Origin of the sequence: Nocardia paucivorans NBRC 100373, from assembly GCF_000308675.1 — a bacterium.
Lineage (GTDB): Bacteria > Actinomycetota > Actinomycetes > Mycobacteriales > Mycobacteriaceae > Nocardia > Nocardia paucivorans.
In genome coordinates this window covers 1-3,813 of the sequence record NZ_BAGE01000113.1, presented here as the reverse complement: position 1 = coordinate 3,813, position 3,813 = coordinate 1, and the positions used below count along the sequence as shown (strand labels likewise).

General features: G+C 65.9%; 1 protein-coding gene. It reads right to left on the bottom strand.

Annotated features, from left to right (window positions below; genetic code table 11):
• Positions 1-3,813: type I polyketide synthase (locus ON32_RS23545; RefSeq protein ID WP_040793208.1), on the bottom strand; the 3,813-nt coding region annotated here is incomplete at both ends.

Here is a 3,813-nt window from a genome sequence, read left to right as displayed (position 1 = left end):
ACCTGCGGCTCCCCGGTCGCAAGAACTTCTCGCACTGTCTCGGCCGATAGCGGTTGGGTGTCCGGCGAAGCCTGCCAGTCCAGCAATACGATCCGATCCGGATATTCGGTTTGCGCGCTGCGCATCAATCCCCAGACCGCGGCGGCGGCAAGGTCGGGCGACTCACCGGGCATTCCGACCGCATTATGGGTGATCACCACCAGACGCGAACTCTCCAAGGCATCGTGGTCGAGCCATGCCTGTAGCGTTCGCAATGCCGAACGCACCCGGTCGTGCGTTACGGCCGCTACGTCACCGCTTCTCACGGTCGCGGGTACGGAGTCATCGTCGAAGACGGTTGCGGCCGACCACACCACGATCTCCGGTGGCGTGCCACCGCTCGTGATCAGGCCGTCGAGGTCCGAATATCTTTCCCGGGCGCCGGTGAGCGGGAACCGGCCCAGTGCGACGATCTCACCGGACACCGGATCGGCGGACGAAGTATGCACCTCGGTCCACTGCACTTCGTATGCCGCGGCGTCATCGACCGACAGCGAATCGCGGAACCGGGCGACATCGTAGGAGCGCAGGACTATTTCGTCGGCGGACAAGATCGGGTTGCCGCCGGTGTCCATTGCCGCGAGGGCCATGGTGTCCTCGCCTTTCGCCGCCGCAATCACCCGCACCGGTCCGGGATGTGTCCCCTCGTGGAATCGGAGACCACCCCATCGGAACAACAGTTTTCCCGTATTCGGATCCTCACCGAGTTCCGGCCACATCAGACAGGCGAGCCCGGCATGCGCGAAACCGTCCATGAGGGCCGGGTGCAGCGCGAAACCGTCGGAATCGACGGTTGGATCCAATGCAACCTCGGCGAAAACGGTGTCGCCCCGCCGCCACGCACGGTCCGTGCAACAGAACGAAGGGCCGTACTCGAGACCCGCCACTGCTGCGATATGGGCGGGAATCCAGTCCGGATCGACCGGTTCGGCATCCACCGGCGGCCAAGGTTCGTCCCGAAGCCGATCCAGCAACGGTTCGGCGGCCGGGCGGGTAGCGGCCAGAACACCGCCGGCATTGCGCACCCATCCGTTGTCGTCGTCACCGGCGGTGCGATAGTGGAAGGTGAAGTGACGTCTGCCGGTTTCGTCCGCCTCTTCGACAAATACCTGTAGGTCGATATCACCGTCTTCGGGTGGGAGAATCGGTGCCTCCGCGGTGAACTCCTCCACACCGACGCAACCGATCCGTGGTCCCGCCGCCAACAGCATCTCCAACAGCACCGTACTCGGCACCACCATCACGCCATGGCTCATGTGGTCCGCAAGCCAGGGATGAGTTCGGGCCGAGATCCGGCCGGTGAGCATCCACTCGTCCTTGCTCGCGATCCGCAGCACATCGGTCAACACCGGATGACCGGACGGCGCCGGCGTAGTGATCGGTCGCAGCCAGTACCGCTGGTGTTGGAATGCGTACGTGGGCAACGAAACCCGAGCAACCGAGCGGCCCACGAACAAGGCCGTCCAATCCACGGAGATGCCCCGCACATGGGCCTGTGCCAATGCGGTCACGAACTGAGTGGGTTCCTCGGTGGCTCGGCGAGCGGTCGCGATCACCGTCGACTTGGCCTCGACATCCGGGCTCTCGGACAGGCACTGCCGAGTCATTGCGGCCAACACGGCATCCGGGCCGATCTCGACGAACCGCCGCACCCCGGACGCGACCAGGGTGTCGATTCCCGACGCGAATCGGACGCATTCGCGCACCTGGTTCACCCAGTATTCCGGATCGGTCGCTTCCGTCCCGGCCACGGCCCCCGATACATTCGACACGATCGGGATGCTCGGCCGGTGATATGTCACGCTTTCGGCCACGGCGCGGAACTGCTCGAGCATCGGATCCATCAGCGCCGAATGGAAGGCATGACCGACCCGCAGGCGGGAGGTCTTCACCCCTTCCGCGGCCAGCTCGTCCTCGATCCCGCGAATGGCGGACGTCTGCCCGGACAGCACCACCGACGACGGACCGTTCACCGCGGCCATCGACACCCGGTCCCCGAACTCGGCGAGCAGCGCGACCGCTCGTTCCTCCGATACCGCCGCCGCCAGCATGGCACCGTCTCCGGGCAGCGCCCCCATCAACCGCCCACGCGCTACCACCAGGGCACACGCATCCGGCAAGGACCACACCCCGGCCACGTATGCCGCGGTCAGCTCCCCGATCGAATGCCCGATCAGCATGTCCGGCACCACGCCGAACGACTCCAGCAGTCGGAACAACGCCACCTCGACCGCGAACAACGCCGGCTGCGTGAATTCCGTGCGATCCAACAGATTCGCGTCGGTCGGATCGAACACCAGCTCCTTCAGCGACCGGCCGAGCAGTGGATCGATCCGAACGCACACCTCGTCGAAAGCCGACGCGAATACCTCGAACGCCGCATACAGACCAGCGCCCATACCGGCCCGCTGCGCCCCCTGTCCGGTGAACAGGAACGCGGTCTTTCCCGAGCCCGCCAATGCTTCGATGGTTCGCGGTGACCCCGACGCCATATCGGCCAGAGCGGCCATCAGTTCGTCCCGGTCACCACCGATGGCCGCCCCACGCCAATCCAATCGGGCACGGGACACCACCAAGGAATACGCGATATCCCATACGTCCGTGTCGGGGTGATCGATCACCCACTGTCGCAATCGGTCCGCCTGCGCTCGCAAGCCGGATTCGGAACTCGCCGAGACCAGCCACGCCACTGTTCCTTCGCTCTCGGGACGTGACGCCGGATTCCGGTTGAAGGTGCTCTCGTCCGGGCGGAGCACCTCATGATCACGCCGGGCTGCCTCCTCCGGATGCGACCGTGCGGGTGCGGACGGCGCCTGTTCCAGGATGGCGTGCGCATTGGTGCCACTCACCCCGAACGACGACACCCCCGCCCGACGCGGACGCCCACCGACCGGCCACGGCCGGGCCTCGGTCAACAACTCCACATCACCGGCCGACCAATCCACATGCGGACTCGGCGCATCGATATGCAAGGACTTCGGCAGCATCTCGTACCGCAACGCCTGCACCATCTTGATCACACCGGCCACCCCGGCCGCGGCCACGGTGTGGCCGATATTCGACTTGAGCGAACCGATCCGCAACGGCCGATCCGGCCGATCCTGGCCGTAGGCGGCGATCAATGCCTGCGCCTCGATCGGATCACCCAGAGTCGTGCCGGTGCCGTGCGCCTCCACCGCATCGACATCCGCCGGTTCGAGCCCGGCATTGGCCAGCGCCGCCGCGATCACCCGCTCCTGCGACGGACCGTTGGGCGCGGTCAAACCATTGGACGCACCGTCCTGGTTCACCGCGGTGCCACGCACCAGAGCGAGGACGTTGTGTCCCAGCCGCTTGGCGTCCGATAAGCGTTCGAGCACCAGCACACCCACGCCTTCGGAGAAGGCGACACCATCGGCGGCAGCGGAGAACGACTTGCACCGACCGTCCGGGGACAGACCGCGCTGCCGAGCGAAATCAATGGAGAGATACGGCGTGCCCGCGACCGTCACCCCGCCTGTCAACGCCAGTGAGGTCTCGCCCTGGCGCAGCGCCTGGCAGGCCTGGTGCAGGGCGACCAGCGACGACGAGCACGCGGTGTCCACCGTGATCGCGGCCCCCTCGAGTCCCAGATAGTAGGCCACTCGCCCGGAGAGCACGCTGCTCTGCGTTCCGGTGAGGCGGTAACCCTCGAATTCACCGGCCACTCGATCGAAGTAGTCCGAATAGCATGCGCCGACGAATACGCCGGTATCACTACCCCGCAACGACAACGGATCGATACCCGCGTTCTCC